Genomic DNA, 14819 nt, shown 5'->3' with positions numbered 1-14819 from the left:
GCGTCGTCCTGTAACAGATCAGCTCTGGCGCACCAGTCGGGCGGCGTAAAACCCGTCCATTCCGACGAGTTTGTCCTGCTCGCCCGTCGGCAGCTCTGTCGCGTGGCCCGGCGTGAGGCTAGGGGTGTGGAAAGGCAGCGTGCGCAGTTCGCCACGGGCTGTCAGCCATTCGGCCGCAACACCTGATCTCGCCCGCCTTGATGGGGGCCAGCCGGAATTGAGCGTTCCGCTCCCGGAAGCGGGCAACCTGACGCTCGCCTTCCTCAGCATCCAGCGAACAGGTGCAATAGAGCAGCATGCCGCCCGGCGCGACCAGCTTGGCCGCCTGATCGAGCAGGCGAGACTGGATCTCGGCCAAGGCCGCAATGTCCTCCAGCCGCTTCAGGCGCAGAATGTCGGGATGGCGCCGGATGGTGCCGGTCGCGGTGCAGGGCACATCAAGCAGCACACCGTCGAAGGTGCGCTCCGGCGCCCACTCGCCAGCATCCGCCGCAACCGTCTCGGCCGACAATCCGAGCCGCGCGAGGTTCTGCTGCAGGCGTTCAATCCGCTGCGGCGACAGATCGAGCGCGGTCACTTCAGCACCGGCGGACACAAGCTGGGCCGTCTTGCCACCCGGGGCGGCGCACAGATCAACGATGCTCTTGCCGCGCACATCGCCCATCAGCTTCGCGGGCAGCGCGGCAGCGGCGTCCTGAACCCACCATGCGCCTTCCGAAAAGCCCGGCATGTCCTCGATGCGTCCACCGGCTGCGAGACGCACCGAACCGGTGGCCAGCACCGTGCCACCGAGCTTTTCGGCCCATGCCTGCGGGTCTGATTTCACGGAAATATCGAGCGGAGCTTCGGCAAGCGAAGCCGCGCCGATCTTACGCGCAGTGTCGGCCCCGTAATTCTCGCGCCACCGCGTCATCAGCCACTGCGGAATATTGAGTGCCACGCCATCAAGCGCGGGCAACGCCTCGGCGCCTTCGCGGCTTACGCGGCGCAACAATGCATTGACCAGCTTGTTAAAATGCGCCGCCTGGCGATCGCGTCGCGCCTGATCAACCGCCAGACCAACGGCCGCGTGCGGCGGCATCTGCAGGAAAAGAAGCTGCGCGGCACCGGCCAGCAATATTGGCCACAGCAGGCTTTTTTGTTTCTGCAACGGCTTTTGCAGATAGCTGTCGAGGATCGCTTCAAGCTCGCCCTGCCGACGCAGAACTGTTGCCGCGATCAAACGCGCCAGGCCGCGGTCGCGCCCCTCCAGCCCATAGTCTTCAAACTGTTTGGCAGCGGCGGCTTCGAACGAGCGCCCCTCATTCAATACCGCAGCGATCACGCGCACCGCCGCTTCACGCGCCGCAAGCCCTGGCGGCAATGGCGCATCCGACTTGTTCGACTTCTGACCCTGCGATGGCTTGCCAGAGCCCTGGCCAGCACCCGGGCCTTTAACGCGAGCAGGCCCTTTCGCAAAACCTTGCGAGCGGGAAGCGGGCCGCGATTTGGATTGAGATCGAGATCCTGACGCGGCCTCTTTAGTCACGTGCGCCTGCCTTGCTGGTTAAATGCTGCGGAATCGCGGGGCCGTTGTCCGACAGGATGCCGGTCGGGACAAGTCGCTAAACCGCAACGGCCAAGATGGCGCAGTTAGCCCCACGGACCGCTATTGCCGCTGCGCCCAGCCTGACGCTGCTGCGAGCCCTGCCGCTGCTGCGACCATGGCCCAGCGTTGTCATCCGCATAACCCTGACGCCCATCATCGGCATAACGTGGCGCTGAGCCTCCGCCCATACGGCTTGCCTGCTGCTCCAGCGCCGCAATGCGGTTGCCCGTATTGGGATGGGTGGAGAACAGGTTGTCCATACCCCAGCCCTGCAGCGGATTGATGATGAACAGCGACGCCGTTGCCGGGACAGCCTCCGCCTCCTCGTTCGGAATGCGGTGCGCATAGTTCTCGATCTTGCCGAGCGCCGACGCGAGCCACAGCGGCTGACCGCAGATCTCGCCGCCCATACGGTCGGCCACATATTCGCGCGAACGGCTGATCGCCATCTGCACCAGCATTGCCGCCAGCGGCGCAACGATGATCGCCATCAGCGTTCCGACCACGCCCATGATGCCGCCACCGCCTTCACGGTTGCCGCCGCCGAACATGGCGCCGAATTGCATGTACTGGGCCAGCATCGACACCGCGCCGCCAATCGCGGCCGCGATGGTCATCGTCAGCGTGTCGTAATTCTTGATGTGCGCCAGTTCGTGCGCCATCACGCCGGGCGATTTCTTCGCGGCTCATCGCCTGCAGCAAACCGGTCGAAGCACAAACGGCCGCGTTCTGCGGATTGCGACCGGTCGCGAACGCGTTCGGCTGCGCGCTCTCCATGATGTAGACGGCCGGCATCGGCAGTTCGGCCCGACGCGCCAGCTCGCGCACCAGATTGTAGTAATCCGGCGCCGTGCGCTCATCCACCTGGCGCGCGCCATACATGCGCAGCACCATCTTGTCCGAGTTCCAGTAGGTATAAAAGTTCATGCCAAGCGCAAAGATGAAGGCAATGAGCATACCGCCCGTGCCACCGATCAAAGCGCCCATCGCCACAAATATAGCGGTCAGAGCCGCTAGCAGCATGGCCGTCTTGATATGATTCATTCTTGTCGCAGCTCCGCCATAAACACTCGTCGAGATGGTATATGGATAGACAGTTAAGCAACAACCAGTGCTCATGACCGACATGCAATCAAAAACCCGACAGATGGGGCGCAACAGACCGCGCCCGCAAACCGCGTGCTGAGCCCCGCAGCCAAGCGCGCGCTTGCCGAAGCGGAGGAGCGCCGCCGGGCCGCCGACGCCGCCGCCCAGGAGCGCGCCAAGGAAATTGGCGGGCGCGAAGGGCCCGATCCGGCCCGCTATGGCGATTGGGAAAAAGGCGGCATTGCTTCGGACTTCTGATCCGACGACTGACTGCCATTCTATTCCGCGCCGTCCCCATGACGGTTCTCGCCGCACGCGCGCGGCGCTCGCTGTGCGCCCGAAACACCGCGCTGCCGTGCTTCAAAGCGGAACGGGCTTTCACCTTTTCTTAAGAGTTGAATAGCCCCATAAAAGCCGATCGCCTGCGCGTCGCCCGATGCGCATCCGGCATTCGCCACTGCAGCGGCACCACCTAAGGACACACATGCGCCGAACGGGCCGAAACATTCTGCGCGCAATCCTGCTGTTGCTGCTGATACTCGCGGGCGCCGCTGTTTTCCGCTTCGGCCTCATCCCGGAGCGCTTTCTGCCGTTCCCCGCCATTACGCTGGATGATCCGCCCTTGATCTTCGTCGACACGCGCATCGCCGCCCTGCGCAGCGATCCCGACATGTGCCGCGCCATCCTGCAGCCGCCGCAGATCAACGCGCAGGCCATCGCGGACAACGTGCGGGCCAACGGCTGCGGCTGGACCGATGCGGTGCGCGTTTCCAAAGTGAGCGGCGCCGAAATCGGCCTTAGCGCGTTGACCTGCGAAACCGCCGTCGCGCTGGCGCTGTGGATGGAGCATAGCGTGCAGCCGTTGGCGATGGAGATGTTCGGCAGCCGTGTCGTCTGGGTGCAGGACATGGGCACTTATAACTGCCGCAACATCATCGGCAACAAACGCTGGCTGAAAATGCGCAGCCAGCATTCCTATGCCAACGCCGTCGATATCGGCGCGTTCCGGCTGGAGAACGGCAAGCAGATGAGCATCACGCGCGACTACCGCGCCAACACGCCGGAGGGCCGCTTCCTGCGCGAAGCGCACATGCGCGCATGCCCGTATTTCCGCGTCGCCATCGGGCCTGAGTTCAACGAAGCGCATCATGATCATCTGCATCTCGATCGCGGCCTGCTGCGCAGCTGCAAATAGCATCGCGCTCGGCGGCCGGCGGCGCGAAGCGCAGTCGCCAGCCCTCACTAAAATGCACCGGCGGCCGGCGCCCCGGAGGGGTGTCGCCGGCGCCAAACAAAAAGGGCGCCCACATGGAGCGCCCTTTTCAATTCATGCAGCAACAAAGGCCTCGCAGAACTCAGCTCGCAGCGTCGCGGCGGTTCTTGCGGTTGTCGATCAAATCCTGCACCACGGCCGGATCGGCCAGCGTTGAAATATCGCCAAGGTTCGAGAACTCGTCCTCCGCGATCTTGCGCAGGATGCGGCGCATGATCTTGCCCGAACGGGTCTTCGGCAGGCCCGGCGCGAACTGGATCAGATCCGGCGACGCGATCGGGCCGATCTCCGTACGCACGTGCTTGATGAGATCCTTCGACAGCGCATCGCTCCACTCTTCACCCGCGATCAGCGTGATGTAGCAGTAGATGCCCTGGCCCTTCACGTTGTGCGGATAGCCGACAACCGCGGCCTCAGCCACCAGAGGATGCGAGACCAGCGCACTTTCCACTTCCGCCGTACCCAGACGATGGCCGGACACGTTGATCACGTCATCGACGCGGCCAGTGATCCAGTAATATCCGTCTTCGTCGCGACGGCAGCCATCTCCGGTGAAGTAGGTGCCGGGGTAGGTCGAGAAATAGGTCTGCACGAAGCGCTCGTGATCGCCGTAGATCGTGCGCGCCTGCGACGGCCAGCTATCCAGAATAACGAGGTTGCCGCTGGTCGCGCCTTCCAGGATCACGCCCTTCTCATCAACCAGCGCCGGCTGCACGCCGAACAGCGGCCGCGTGGCCGAGCCCGGCTTCAGATCCGTTGCACCCGGCAACGGCGAAATGAGAATGCCGCCGGTTTCGGTCTGCCACCACGTATCAACAATCGGGCAACGCTGCTCCCCGACAACGTTATAATACCATTCCCATGCTTCCGGATTGATCGGCTCGCCGACGCTGCCAAGCAGCCGCAGCGATGAGCGATCGCTACCTTTCACGAAGTCGTCGCCAGCGCCCATCAGCGCACGGATTGCCGTCGGCGCGGTGTAGAAGATGTTGACCTTCCACTTGTCCACGACATCCCAGAAGCGCGACATGGTCGGATAGTTCGGCACGCCTTCGAACATCACCGACGTGGCGCCGTTCGCGAGCGGTCCATAAACGATGTAGCTGTGGCCAGTGACCCAGCCCACGTCGGCCGTGCACCAGTAGACATCACCGTCGTGATAATCGAACACGTACTGGTGCGACATCGACGCGAACACCAGATAGCCGCCGGTCGTATGCACCACGCCTTTCGGCTTGCCGGTTGAACCAGACGTATAAAGAATGAACAGCGGATCTTCCGCGCGCATTTCCTCCGGCGGACACTCAGCCGAAACCTTGCTCTGTTCCTCATGCAGCCACAGATCACGGCCTGCATTCCAGGCAACAGGGCGGCCGGTGCGGCGAACAACCAGCACCTTCTCATCACCCTTGCCGCACTTGGCCAACGCGTCGTCGGTGTTCTTCTTCAGCGGCACATACTTGCCGCCACGCACGCCTTCGTCGGCGGTGATGATGAACTTGGACTCTGCGTCCTCGATGCGTCCGGCGAGGCTGTCCGGAGAAAAGCCACCGAACACGATCGAATGCACCGCGCCGATACGCGCGCACGCTAGCATCGCATAGGCCGCTTCCGGGATCATCGGCAGGTAGATCGTAACCCGATCCCCCTTCTTGACGCCGTGCGACTTCATCACGTTGGCGAGCTTGCACACGCGCTCGTGCAGCTGGCGATAGGTGATCTCTTCGTCGTCGGTGGGCTCATCGCCCTCCCAGATGATCGCGACCTGATCGCCGCGAGTTTCGAGGTGGCGGTCGGTACAGTTGGCGGACACGTTCAGCGTGCCGTCCTCAAACCACTTGATCGAAACATTCTGCAGATCGAACGAGGTGTTCTTCACCTTCGTATAGGGCTTGATCCAGTCGATACGGCGTCCGACCTCGCCCCAGAACCCGTCGGGGTCGGAGACGGAGCGGGCGTAAAGCTCGTGATAGGCTTTCTCGTCAATGAAGGCGCCCTCGCGCCATTCACCCGGTACTGGGTAAAGGTTCCCCGACATCGGCATTTCTCCCGCGAAAGTATTCGTAATTGGACGCATTATGACGGCGGCGAGCATGGTCCGCAAATTGGCACTTCGGCGAAGCTGTCTGGTCGCATCTGGCCAATATCAGGGACCGAATGCGCCAAGAATAGCACCCTGCAGCAGTAAAACGCCCAGCCAATGACCTCCGTCAATGACAGTCAGGGCCGTTTTTGCATCGCGGAATCTGTTGTTGGTGCCAATCGTTGTGATCACAAAGCCCAGCCACAGAAACGCGCCGGTGATCAGGCCGTTGGCAACGGTCAGCTCTATTTTGGTGTGGCGCAGCACGCCGGAAAACACGCACGCCATCACCAGTAGGCTGATGAAACTGATGACAAAAGGCATGGGGCTGGGGCTTTGCGACTGCACTTCCGTGCGCTTCCAGCCGATGGCCCGCCGCCATGCCTCGCCGAACAGAAGCCCATACCAGACCCAGCCGAACATGAAGGCCGCAACCGCCGCCGAAACGATCGCGATGAGGTTCATTCCCGCAAAAGTCATGGCAGCTCCCCTGGAAATCAGAACTTGAAGGTAGCAGACCGCCTGCGCCCCGTCGCCCGATCCCCGGTTAGCCAAGCCGCCAAACAGCAGAATTCTTTATTTCTGCGTCTTCAAGCTCGCGCGTCACCGGCACCCGATAGTCCGCCGCGCACTCAAAGCGGCCTTTGGGGAAATAGTTGCGCTGCGGATCACCGATAAGCACCAGCGCACCATTGGCAACCGCCGCCTCGATGTAGCGCGTCACGCGTTCCGCCAGCGCGCGCTCATAGAACAGGTCGCCCACCAGGATCAGATCGAAACCCTGCGGAGCTCCGGCAAGCAGATCCTCGGCGGTTGTGCTCACCTTCACATCATTAAGGGCCGCGTTCAGCTCCGTCGCCGCCAGCGCAAACCGGTCGATGTCGGCGGCCAGTACGCTTATCGCGCCAGCCTTCATCGCCGCTATCGCAGTCAAACCGGAACCAGCCCCCAGATCCAGCACATGCCGACCGGCCACCAGATGCGGATTATCCAGCATGTAGCGCGCCAGCGCCTGCCCGCCCGCCCAGGCAAATGCCCAGTACGGCGGCGGCACGTTCATCTCGCCCAGTTCTTCTTCGGTTTTCTGCCAGATCGGCACCGACTCTTCGGCCAGGTGCAGCAGGATTTCAGGCACCAGAGGCGGCGCCAGGCATCGCGTATTCTCCGCGATGAAAGCCCTGACGGCTTCACCATTGTTGGGATCAAGCCGTCCGGACACCTTCGTCATTTATTTTGCTTTCCTGGCAGGTCGCTTTGCAGCGCCGCTCTTTGCGACTTCCTTGGCGGAGCCAGCAGGCTTCTGACCGCCGCCGCCGGACGCCTTGATTTCCGCCGGCTTCAAGCCGCCCATACGGCAGACTTCCGCCCATTCCGCCGCCGAAACCGGCTGCACAGAAAGGCGCGAATTGTTCACCAGCACCATTTCAGCAAGCTTGGAGTTGTCCTTTATGGCGGCCAGCGGCACCGGATTGGGCATGTCCGCAACGGCGCGCACATCCACGCATTCCCACTTGCCGGTGTCGTCAGAAGCGTCGGGATGGGCGAGCGCCGCAATCTCCATCACGCCTACAACGGCCTTGCCGATGTTGGAGTGATAGAAGAACGCCAGATCGCCTATCTGCATCGCCTTCATGAAGTTGCGCGCCTGAAAGCTGCGTACGCCATCCCAGGCTTCACCGCCTTTGCCGCGCGATTTCAGATCGTCCCACGAGAAGCAATCCGGCTCGGACTTCATAAGCCAGTAGGAAGGCATAAGCCGCACCTCCGCTAAATTATTCTGTCATCGGGGCGTCGCCCAAGGGCGCGGCACTGTCAAGCGCCGAGGCTGCGGGCTGGCCGTTTCATCAACACACAGAATCGCTTGCAGCCTCGGCGCACAGCGCCGCGATAGCGCTCAGTCCTCGGCCTTCAACGGCCGCTGCATAAGCTGGCCGATCACATCGCGCACGCTCGCACGCCCTTCAACCACATCGCAAACGGCGGCGCAGATCGGCATATCGACGTCATTCGCTTCAGCCAGCCCGCGCACGGCCGTAGCGGTGTAGACGCCCTCGGTCACCGCAAGCCTGCCCGCTAGCACCTTGTCGATCGCCTCCCCTGGCCCAGCGCCCGCCCTAACGACATGTTGCGCGACTGCGGACTGCCGCACGTGAGGATCAGATCGCCCAGACCGGAAAGCCCGTTCAGGGTTTCAGTCCGCGCACCCAGCGCTTTGCCGAGGCGGCGCATTTCAGCAAAACCGCGCGTCACCAGCGCCGCGTGCGCGCTGGCACCAAGCCCCTGACCGTCCACGATGCCCGCGGCAATCGCCAGCACGTTTTTCAGCGCGCCGCCTAACTCGACGCCCACCATGTCGCTCGACCAGTAGAGACGGAATTTCGCGCTGCCCAGCCGCTCCGCCACCTCCTGCCCGATAGCCTCGTCGGCGCACGCCAGTGTCAGCGCGGCGGGCAACCCGCGCGCTACGTCGGCCGCGAAGCTCGGACCGGAAAGCACCAACGGCGTTACGTGCGGCAGCTCCTCCGCCAGCACATCGCCCATCATCTTGCCGCTGGCCTGCTCGATGCCCTTGGAGCACATTACGACGGGCTGAGCATTCCGCAGCAACGGTCGCAGGTCGCGCGCAACGCGGCGCACATGCTGAGCAGGCACCACCAGCAAAACCGCATCACATGCGGCGGCCGCACCCAGATCACCGGTTGCAACAATGCCGGCATCAAGCGTAACGCCCGGCAAAAGGTCTCGTTTTCGTGGCGCCGTTGATAGCGGCAACGACATCGTCTTCCCGTGCCCACAGCGTGACCTTGCGCCCTGCGAACGCCATCGCCTGCGCCAGAGCCGTGCCCCAGGCGCCACCGCCGATAATGCCGACGCTATCGATCTTCACCGCAAGCTCCTGAAGCAGGTCCGCACACGCAACTGCGAGGCCACTATAGCCTGCGAACACGACGCCTTCACCCGTTCACGCCTTTACCCCAGCACCGATAGCAGGCGCAGCGTTGGCATCAAGTGGCCAGCGCGGACGCACTGGTGCGTCGAGCGGATCAACCATCCCGCGCGCCAGACGCTCCGCCCCGGCCCACGCGATCATGGCCGCGTTGTCACCGCACAGATTGGCGGGCGGAACATGGAACGAAAACCCGCGCGCTTGCGCCAGTTCAGCAAGCGAAGCACGCAGGCGCTGATTGGCAGCCACACCGCCCGCAACCACAAACCGCAACGGCACATCAGAGCCCAACCGCGCCGCCGCGATTTCCACCGCCCGCGCACACCGATCCGATACCGATTCCACCACCGCCTGCTCGAACGCAGCGGAGATATCGGCGACGTCCTGATCCGACAGCGGCGCAAGTTTTTCAGCCGCGCGGCGCACCGCCGTTTTCAAGCCGGCGAATGAAAAGTGCGGCTCCGGCCGCCCGGCCATCGGGCGCGGCAGCTTGAACCGGCTGCCATCGCCTTTAAGCGCCATCCGCTCCACCGCCGGACCGCCCGGCAGGCCGAGACCGAGCAGCTTGGCCGTCTTGTCGAAGGCTTCGCCCAGCGCGTCGTCAATCGTCGTGCCGAGGCGTTCGTAATCGCCGACGCCGCGCACGATCAAGGTTGCGTATGCCCACCGGAAACCAGCAGCAGCAGATACGGCGGCGCAATGCCTTCGGTCAGCCCCACCGTCAGTGCGTGCGCTTCCAGATGGTGCACCGAGATGAATGGAATGCCCCGCGCCATAGCAATCGCCTTGCCGGTGATTGCACCCACGATCAGGCCACCGATCAGCCCCGGACCGGTTGTGGCTGCCACGGCGGAAAGATCGTCCAGTCCAACATTCGCCCCGTTGAGCGCTTCCCGCACCAGCACATCGAGACATTCAACATGCGCGCGGGCAGCGATTTCCGGCACCACGCCGCCGAACGGACGGTGCTGCTCCCACTGGCTGCGCACGATGCTGGAAAGAATGCGCCCTCGCCCGAGGGCTCGCGCACGACGACAGCCGCCGCTGTCTCATCGCAGCTTGTTTCCAGACCCAGAACGATGCTGGGCCGATTTCCTGGTGCTGTTCGTTCGCCATGGCGGCTGGGGCAATCCCGCGTTTGCGTTCCCCGGTTCCGGGGGCATAGATGGCGGCACATCGGCGCCGCTTCTGTCGCCCGTCGCCTACCATCCGGAGAGAACGGCTTGCAAGTTAGCAAAATCCGCATCGGAACCCGAGGCTCGCCGCTGGCGCTCGCGCAGGCCCATGAAGTGGCGCGCAAACTCGGCGCCGCCCATGGCCTGAAGCCGGATCAGTGCGAAATCGTCGTCATCAAGACAACGGGCGACCGCGTGACGGATCGTCCGCTGATCGAGGTCGGCGGCAAGGGTTTGTTCACCAAGGAGCTTGAAGAGGCGCTGTTCGCTAAGGAGATCGATCTGGCCGTCCATTCGATGAAGGATATGCCGGCGGTGCTGCCCGAAGGCCTCGTCATCTCGACCATCCTGGAGCGCGAAGACCCGCGCGATGCCTTCGTCAGCCTGAAATTCAACTCGCTCGATGACCTGCCGGAAGGTGGGCTTATCGGCACCTCATCGCCACGCCGTGCGGCCCAGGCACTGCGCGCGCGACCCGACCTGAAAGTGGTCGATTTTCGCGGCAACGTGCAGACGCGCCTGCGCAAACTGGAAGAAGGCGTGGCCGACGCCACTTTCCTCGCCTGCGCTGGCCTCAATCGCCTCGGGCTTTCGCAGCATATAACCGCCGCCATGGAAGCCGACGTGATGCTGCCCGCGGTCGCGCAGGGCGCTATCGGCATCGAGATCCGCGCCGATGATGACGCGACGGCCCGCCTGCTCGCGCCGCTGAACCACGAGCCCACCGCAACCTGTGTTGCCGCCGAGCGCGCCTACCTGACCCAGCTCGAAGGCTCATGCCGCACGCCGATCGCCGGACATGCCGATTTCATCGCCGATGGCATGATACGCCTGCGCGCCGAGATCCTTTCCACCGATGGCAAGCGCATCAGCGCCGTCGATCATATGGGTGGGGCCGCGCTGGCTGAATCCATCGGCCGCGATGCCGCCGCCCAGGTGCTCGATCAGGCCGGGCCGGATTTCTTCACGGTCGCCTGATGCACATTCTGGTGACACGCCCCAAACCCGACGCGGCGGCACTCACGGCGCAGCTTGAGGCGCTCGGGCATCGGGTGTCGGCCGATCCGTTGTTGCAGATCACGCCGTTGCCGATCGCCGCCGATGCGCTGGACGGTGCCAAAGGCCTTGTCGTCACCAGCCGCAATGGTCTGCGGGCGCTGGCGCAAAGCCCGGCCTTATCAGCAGCGCTTTCCCTGCCGCTGATCGCGGTCGGCCCTGCAACGGCCCGCCATGCCGAGGAAATCGGCTTTAAAAACATAACGGTAGGTGAAGGCACCGCGCTCAGCATCCTGCCCCTCATCGAGCAGATGGCCCGCACAACAGGTGGACCGCTGACCCACGTTCGCGGAGAGGTGGTCGCCTTCGATCTGGCCGGAGCGCTGGCCGCACGCGGCGTCGAGCTATCGCCCGTCATCGCCTATCGCTCTGATCCGGCAAAGGAATTGCTTCCGACCACGCGGGATTTGCTATCCGCCGGCGCAATCGATGCCGTGATCTTGATGTCGCCGCGAACCGGAGCGACCTTTGCGCGGTTAGCTAAGGATGGTGGCGTCGAGGAAGGCACGCGCAGGGCCGTTATGGCCTGCATTTCGTCGGCCGTCGCCGCCGCGCTGGAGCCGCTGGCTCCCCTGCGGGTTGAAGTTGCTCAAACACCTGATGTTCCCGCCCTGCTGACAGTCATTAGCCGGGTGGAAACGCTCTAGTCAGGACTGTAGGGTAGCGTCTCGACCCGCGTGCTACAGCTCCACCCCAAAATCGGGCGTGCGCTTGATCGGTCCGCTGCGAGGTACTTGCACACATGACTGCGAACAAAAACGGGCCCGGCAAGCAGCCGGCAGGTTCAGCGTCTCAGCAGGGCAACCGCCCTCACGCTACGCTTGATCTCAAGGCGCAGGACGTCACGCCGCCCGAGACGGCGAAGGACAAGGACGCGCCGAAGGACGCTGCGGCTGCATCAGCCAAGCCCGGCGAAACCGCCGCGACCGGTAAAACGGAAGCTGGCGCCGCTGCCGCTTCCGCCGCAACATCCGCATCGGGCGCAGCCGCAAAGACTGACGCCAGTTCTGCCGACAAGGCCGCCAAGACAGGCGATGCTTCCAAGGCAACAGCCGCGGCGGGCAACGGCCCCAAGGATGCGCCAGCTCCACGCGCCCGCCGCGGTGGCATTGGCAGCTTCATTTCCCACATCGCCGCTGGCGTTGCGGGCGGCGCCGTCGCGCTGTTCGCCAGGCGACCAGATCGCCAATCACCTCGGCGTCGATCTCAACCGGCAGCAATCGCAGGCTTTGAGCGCGCTTGAACAGCGCCTTGGTGCGGTTGAGACAAGCCAGTCGCAGAACGCCGTCAATCCGGAACTCGCCACGCGCCTCGCCGCCGCTGAGGCCAAGCTCGGCCAGGTTGAACAACTCAACGCCAACATCGAAGGCGTAACGCGCAAGCAGGCTGATCTGAGCACCGCTGTCGGCAACATCAGCGACAAGGTACTGGCACAGGGATCGGATTCGGATGCTGGCAAGCGCATCGGCAAGCTGGAAGACCAGCTTGCACTGATGTCCACCGCCGCCGCCAACGATCCGAACGCTGGCCAGCTTCCGCAGCTCGCCGCGCTGACCGGCAAGCTTGCTGATCTGGAAGCTACGCTCGGCAATCAGCTCGACGCGCTGCGCAAGAACCTGACCCAGCAGATCGACACGCGCCTCACCGCCGCCGCCGAGGTTGCCGAAGCCGCACGCTCCGGCACCCAGCGCATCGATCGCGAACTTTCGACCATCAAGGCCGAGAACGCCGAGATCGTCACCGGCGTGTCGTCGCTGAAATCGGAAGACGACCGCGTTGCGGCCGCTATCCGCTCGACCCAGGAAGAGATCAAGCGCCTTAAGACCGAGATCGACACGCGCCTCACCGACTTTGCCAAGTCGGATGAAGTCTCGACCGCCGTGAACCCGATCACGAGCCGCCTCGCAGCACTGCACAAGGACGTGCAAACCGTTCTGCAGAGCGAAGGCGCGCGTAAATCGACCGCCGAACGCATCGTGCTGTCGTTGGAGCTCGCCAACCTGAAGCGCGCCATCTACTCCGGCAACTCGTTCGCGCCTGAGCTGGAAGAAACCTCCAAGATCGCAGGCAACATCGTTGATCTGTCACCGCTGAAACCGTTCGCACTGGATGGCGTTGAAACCACCGCTGAGCTGCGCGACGCCTTCAAGCCGGTGGCCTACAAGATCATCGACGCTGAGGATCACAACGCCGAAGCCTCGATCGTCGATCGCTTGCTTGCTGGCGCCAAATCCGTCGTGCGCGTGCGCCGCACCGACCACGCACCGGAAGACAAGAGCATCGAGGCAATCGTTGCCCGCATGGAAGTTGCGCTTGAGGAAGACCGCCTCGCCGACGTTCTGAAGGAAGCCAAGACGCTGCCCGCTCCAGCGCAGGATGCTGCGGCCGACTTCCTCAAGAAGGTGGAAGCCCGCAACACCGTCGAGCACGCTCTTGCGTCCGTTGAAACCCAGCTCAAGTCATCGCTGGCTGCCGCTCCGGCACCGGCCGACGACAATACCGCTCAGTAAAAGTCAGGTCTCGGCATGCTGCGTCTCATAGCATTCCTCATCGGAATTGCACTCATCGCAACCGGGCTTGCATGGCTCGCCGATCGCCCTGGAGAGCTGGTGCTCTACTGGCAGGGCTATCGCGTTGAAACCAGCGTCTTCCGGGCGGCGGTGATCTTCGTGGCGCTCGTTGCGTCCGCGCTGTTCATCTGGTCGATCCTGCGCAACGTCTGGCACAGCCCGGCAACCGTCGGTAACGTGCTCAACAAGCGCCGCCAGAAGCTGGGCATCGATGCGTTGTCCAGCGGCATGATCGCACTCGGTGCTGGCGATAAAGCCGCTGCCATGCGTTCCGCCATTCAGGCACGTAAATCGCTGCCCAACGAACCGCTGACGCATCTGTTGCGTGCACAGGCGGCGCAGCTTTCCGGCGACCGCACCACAGCGCGACGCATCTTTGAAGCCATGCTCGCCGCTCCCGATACCGAGCAGCTTGGCCTGCGCGGACTGTTCCTTGAAGCCTCAGCGCGAAGGCGAACGCGAAGCCGCGCTGCATTTCGCCGAACGCGCCGTGGCGCTGAACCCCAAACTTGCCTGGGCGGTGGACGCGCTGTTTGACATCCAGTGCCGCGATGGCGATTGGGATGGTGTCTCGAAACGCTGGCCATTGCCCGCAAGAACGGTCACGTCGACCGTGCGCAGGCCTGATCGGCATCGCCGCCGGGCGTGCTGCTGACAGCGGCACGGGCCCAGGCCGCCGAAACCGGCGATCCCGGAACGCTCGCTCAATCCCCCGGCAACCGAGGGCCCACACCCTGGCACCCGATCTCGTACCTGCCGCCGCAATCGCCGGGCGCCTGCTCCTGCGCAATACCGGTCGCGCTGCCAGATTATCCAGCATGGTCGCGCGCACTTCATCGACCTTGCCATCGGTTTTGTTTGTCTGCATCGGCGATGGCCTGCGCGACCGGCTGGAGCGTATGCGCCAGCTTGCAGCGCTCAGCCCTAACTCTGTAAAGCCTGATTGGTTGCGACTGCATATCGAGGCGCGCCAGTTTGACACCGTTCTGAGCCGTTGATCCCTGAGCGCATGACACAGCGCGTCGCCACGCTGATGGCGCG

14 protein-coding genes and 5 pseudogenes are annotated in these 14819 nt (G+C 63.7%); 8 read left to right on the top strand and 11 right to left on the bottom strand.

Annotated elements, in window-relative coordinates:
- Positions 1–18: 18 nt before the first annotated feature.
- Together QEZ49_RS12400 and htpX are read right to left on the bottom strand one after the other, a co-directional pair.
- Positions 19–1363, bottom strand: a pseudogene (locus tag QEZ49_RS12400) (transcription antitermination factor NusB).
- Positions 1364–1758: 395 nt separating this feature from the next.
- Positions 1759–2632: pseudogene (gene htpX / locus QEZ49_RS12395) on the bottom strand (zinc metalloprotease HtpX); the annotation flags it as partial.
- A gap of 87 nt (positions 2633–2719) precedes the next feature.
- Here htpX and QEZ49_RS12390 point away from each other — a divergent pair.
- Together QEZ49_RS12390 and QEZ49_RS12385 are read left to right on the top strand one after the other, a co-directional pair.
- Positions 2720–2932, top strand: coding sequence for a DUF1674 domain-containing protein (locus QEZ49_RS12390; RefSeq protein ID WP_280387352.1), 213 nt, complete (start codon positions 2720–2722; stop codon positions 2930–2932).
- A 226-nt stretch (positions 2933–3158) separates the two neighbouring features.
- A complete protein-coding gene (locus QEZ49_RS12385; RefSeq protein WP_280387327.1) occupies positions 3159–3869 on the top strand; it encodes an extensin family protein in 711 nt (236 codons plus the stop codon).
- A gap of 160 nt (positions 3870–4029) precedes the next feature.
- Here QEZ49_RS12385 and acs read toward each other — a convergent pair whose 3' ends face one another.
- From acs to tsaD, 9 genes and pseudogenes are all read right to left on the bottom strand, one after another.
- Positions 4030–5985: an acetate--CoA ligase gene (gene acs / locus QEZ49_RS12380; RefSeq protein ID WP_173952937.1), complete on the bottom strand. Its 1956-nt coding sequence runs from the start codon at positions 5983–5985 to the stop codon at positions 4030–4032.
- Between the two features lie 108 nt (positions 5986–6093).
- A complete protein-coding gene (locus tag QEZ49_RS12375) occupies positions 6094–6510 on the bottom strand; it encodes a DUF1761 domain-containing protein (RefSeq protein ID WP_280387324.1) in 417 nt (138 codons plus the stop codon).
- Positions 6511–6577: 67 nt separating this feature from the next.
- Positions 6578–7258 (bottom strand): methyltransferase, encoded by a 681-nt coding sequence (locus QEZ49_RS12370; protein WP_280387322.1) that lies wholly within the window; start codon positions 7256–7258, stop codon positions 6578–6580.
- A gap of 102 nt (positions 7259–7360) precedes the next feature.
- Positions 7361–7783, bottom strand: a pseudogene (locus tag QEZ49_RS12365) (EVE domain-containing protein); the annotation flags it as partial.
- A gap of 141 nt (positions 7784–7924) precedes the next feature.
- Entirely contained in the window at positions 7925–8110 is a 186-nt protein-coding gene (locus QEZ49_RS12360; RefSeq protein ID WP_280387320.1) for a hypothetical protein, read from the bottom strand.
- Entirely contained in the window at positions 8104–8187 is an 84-nt protein-coding gene (locus tag QEZ49_RS17275) for a hypothetical protein (RefSeq protein ID WP_348534813.1), read from the bottom strand. Before QEZ49_RS17275 ends, QEZ49_RS12360 begins: the two co-directional genes overlap by 7 nt.
- A pseudogene (locus QEZ49_RS12355) lies at positions 8176–8814 on the bottom strand (NAD(P)H-dependent glycerol-3-phosphate dehydrogenase); the annotation flags it as partial. The gene QEZ49_RS17275 and the pseudogene QEZ49_RS12355, both read right to left, overlap by 12 nt.
- Positions 8747–8917: a 2-dehydropantoate 2-reductase N-terminal domain-containing protein gene (locus QEZ49_RS12350; protein ID WP_348534812.1), complete on the bottom strand. Its 171-nt coding sequence runs from the start codon at positions 8915–8917 to the stop codon at positions 8747–8749. The gene QEZ49_RS12350 and the pseudogene QEZ49_RS12355, both read right to left, overlap by 68 nt.
- A 75-nt stretch (positions 8918–8992) precedes the next feature.
- Positions 8993–10154, bottom strand: a pseudogene (tsaD, locus tag QEZ49_RS12345) (tRNA (adenosine(37)-N6)-threonylcarbamoyltransferase complex transferase subunit TsaD).
- A 46-nt stretch (positions 10155–10200) separates the two neighbouring features.
- Between tsaD and hemC the strand changes: the two are divergent.
- The 6 genes from hemC to QEZ49_RS12315 all read left to right on the top strand — a co-directional run bounded on the left by hemC (position 10201) and on the right by QEZ49_RS12315 (position 14776).
- On the top strand, positions 10201–11130 hold the full coding sequence (gene hemC / locus QEZ49_RS12340) for a hydroxymethylbilane synthase (protein ID WP_280387318.1): 930 nt from the start codon (positions 10201–10203) through the stop codon (positions 11128–11130).
- A gap of 11 nt (positions 11131–11141) precedes the next feature.
- Positions 11142–11855 (top strand): uroporphyrinogen-III synthase, encoded by a 714-nt coding sequence (locus QEZ49_RS12335; protein ID WP_280387316.1) that lies wholly within the window; start codon positions 11142–11144, stop codon positions 11853–11855.
- A 95-nt stretch (positions 11856–11950) separates the two neighbouring features.
- The gene (locus QEZ49_RS12330; protein WP_280387314.1) at positions 11951–12451 is read left to right on the top strand and encodes a hypothetical protein; all 501 of its coding nucleotides are present in this window, start codon (positions 11951–11953) and stop codon (positions 12449–12451) included.
- Complete coding sequence (locus QEZ49_RS12325) at positions 12438–13718, top strand: hypothetical protein (RefSeq protein ID WP_280387312.1); 1281 nt, start codon at positions 12438–12440, stop codon at positions 13716–13718. Before QEZ49_RS12330 ends, QEZ49_RS12325 begins: the two co-directional genes overlap by 14 nt.
- 15 nt (positions 13719–13733) lie before the next feature.
- Entirely contained in the window at positions 13734–14315 is a 582-nt protein-coding gene (locus QEZ49_RS12320) for a heme biosynthesis HemY N-terminal domain-containing protein (RefSeq protein WP_280387310.1), read from the top strand.
- 281 nt (positions 14316–14596) lie between these two features.
- Complete coding sequence (locus tag QEZ49_RS12315; protein ID WP_280387308.1) at positions 14597–14776, top strand: hypothetical protein; 180 nt, start codon at positions 14597–14599, stop codon at positions 14774–14776.
- Positions 14777–14819: the final 43 nt, after the last annotated feature.

Origin of the sequence: Hyphomicrobium sp. D-2, assembly GCF_029872155.1 — a bacterium.
In the GTDB taxonomy this organism is placed as follows: Bacteria; Pseudomonadota; Alphaproteobacteria; order Rhizobiales; family Hyphomicrobiaceae; genus Hyphomicrobium_A.
Note: the sequence above shows the minus strand (reverse complement) of the source record. Positions and strands in the feature narration are given on the sequence as shown.

Excerpts from the sequence above, each read along its gene's own strand:
- QEZ49_RS12315 (WP_280387308.1), top strand. The coding sequence starts at position 14,597 with ATGGTCGCGCGCACTTCATCGACCTTGCCATCGGTTTTGTTTGTCTGC.
- QEZ49_RS12370 (WP_280387322.1), bottom strand. The coding sequence starts at position 7,258 with ATGACGAAGGTGTCCGGACGGCTTGATCCCAACAATGGTGAAGCCGTC.
- QEZ49_RS12320 (WP_280387310.1), top strand. The coding sequence starts at position 13,734 with ATGCTGCGTCTCATAGCATTCCTCATCGGAATTGCACTCATCGCAACC.
- QEZ49_RS12330 (WP_280387314.1), top strand. The coding sequence starts at position 11,951 with ATGACTGCGAACAAAAACGGGCCCGGCAAGCAGCCGGCAGGTTCAGCG.
- QEZ49_RS12375 (WP_280387324.1), bottom strand. The coding sequence starts at position 6,510 with ATGACTTTTGCGGGAATGAACCTCATCGCGATCGTTTCGGCGGCGGTT.
- acs (WP_173952937.1), bottom strand. The coding sequence starts at position 5,985 with ATGTCGGGGAACCTTTACCCAGTACCGGGTGAATGGCGCGAGGGCGCC.
- QEZ49_RS12385 (WP_280387327.1), top strand. The coding sequence starts at position 3,159 with ATGCGCCGAACGGGCCGAAACATTCTGCGCGCAATCCTGCTGTTGCTG.